We start from the raw sequence: 1931 nt of genomic DNA on the forward strand, positions 1-1931 counted from the left end.
GATGCGGGTGCAAGAGACGGTACATACTGTCTCCCCCTTGTTTTTTCTAACAGTGTGGTCAATCATTGTCTGGTATAAACAAAAAAGCCTATAAAAGGCTTTCAGTTTGTCGACAAAAGGGGTTCGGAATGGTCTCATTCCGAACCCCTTTTTAGCTTTTTATGGGATTTGAAGCTATTTAATAAAAAGACAGACCTCTTCGAGTTCATCATTTAGGCCATTTTTGGACCTTGCCACGTCCAGTTGGCCATCTTCTTCAGGTTCATGGCAGCGAAAGTAAGCATCGCCTGCATCGACAATTTTTTAAGTCCCCTTAACGTTGTCCAACGCATGCCATGCTTTTCTTTTCCATCTGCGAATACACGCTCAATGGTTTCTTTACGTTTGGCATAAATCTCTTTCACCTCTGCGTGATAGCGAAGATGGTCTGCCTCTTCTACGTATTCCTGCCAAATATGACGCGTCACCACTTTCTGGTGGTCTTTACTCTCCGTACATCTGGCTAAAAATGGGCATGTCGCACAAATCTGTTTTGGCGATTTGTACTCCCGATATCCTTCTTTATTCGTTGTCGAGTAGGCCAAGATCTCACCTGCCGGGCAAAGATAACAGTCAAAGTATTCGTCATACACATAGTCATGTTTTCGGAAAAAACCTTTTTTCGTACGTGGTCGTGTGTATGGCAAGGCAGGGGTCATCCCCTGTTCCAATAAGTAACGGGTAATCGCAGGAGTTTTGTACGCGGCATCTGCGGCGACCGCTTCAGGCTTTCCGACTCTCTCTATGACCTTTCCGACCAATGGCTCTAAAATCTGACTATCATGTGTGTTGCCAGGTGTGACCATGGTGCCAAGCACAAAACCGTTACGATCCGCGGCTGCGTGAAAAGAATAGGCGAACTGCTTCGTCCGTTCATCCTTCACATAGTAACCACTCTCTGGATCGGTGGTGCTTTCTTTGATTTCTTTCTTCTCTTCCTTCTCAAACTTGTCCGGAGGAAATGTTTTTTTTCCGTGATCTTCCCGGTCCTGGTTAATCTCTTCTTGAAGGCGTTCCTGATACGCGCGTGTCTCTTTGCGAACGACTTTCTTTTCAAATTTGCGTTTGTTCGCACTCGCTTTAACATGGGTCGAATCCACGAAAACGTGCTCGGCACTGATTAGCTTTTTCTCGGCAGCTTCCTTTAAGATGCGATAGAAAATCTGTTCAAACAGATCGGTATCTTTAAAACGGCGTTCATAGTTTTTTCCGAACGTAGAGAAATGAGGCACTTTATCGTGGAAACCATACCCAAGGAACCAGCGATAGGCCATATTGGTTTCCACTTGTTCAATCGTTTGGCGCATGGACCGGATTCCAAACGTGTATTGAAGGAAGGTCAATTTAATTAAGATGACAGGATCAATACTGGGACGACCGATTTCTGAATACATGTCCTTCACCAAGTCATAGATGAACGAAAAATCAAGTGCTGCCTCTATTTTACGAACCAAGTGGCTGGCCGGTACCAATTGATTTAACGTAATCATTTCTAATTGATCTCGTTGAATGGGATTATGTTTCGAAAGCATGTCAATCACCTCAAGTTATGTAGTACTTCCATTGTAAAATAAAAAAGACTGTAGGCAAACTGGATTTCTTCCAGTTTGTCTACAGTCTGAAAGCAGATCATTAAAGATCTGCTTTTTCTATTACACACTGATTTGTTTCTTTTGTTCATGATCTATTTCTGGCTGTATTTCCTTTGTCAGTTGATGCCCTTCTATATCCACGTTCGGAATCATCTTGTCCAGCCAATTCGGCAAATACCAGGCTGCATTCCCCAACAGCTTCATGACACTTGGAATCAGTGTCATTCTTACAATAAAGGCATCAAAGAGCACACCAAAGGAAAGTGCTAATCCGTTGGCTTTAATAGAAGCTTCGCCTGC

The 1931-nt window shown here is 43.4% G+C and carries 2 protein-coding genes; both read right to left on the reverse strand.

Translation table 11 applies throughout. The features are described from left to right. Positions 1–212: 212 nt before the first annotated feature. The gene (locus tag ACWF4Z_RS38210; RefSeq protein ID WP_041339714.1) at positions 213–1571 is read right to left on the reverse strand and encodes an IS1182 family transposase; all 1359 of its coding nucleotides are present in this window, start codon (positions 1569–1571) and stop codon (positions 213–215) included. Positions 1572–1691: 120 nt separating this feature from the next. Next, positions 1692–1931 (reverse strand): MMPL family transporter (locus ACWF4Z_RS38215; RefSeq protein ID WP_452248102.1); only part of this gene is annotated, 240 nt, incomplete at its 5' end.

The organism is Kribbella sp. NPDC055071 (assembly GCF_053608045.1).

What these genes read in the sequence shown, in the direction of transcription:
- ACWF4Z_RS38210 (WP_041339714.1), bottom strand. Translation starts at nt 1,571, where the DNA reads ATGCTTTCGAAACATAATCCCATTCAACGAGATCAATTAGAAATGATT.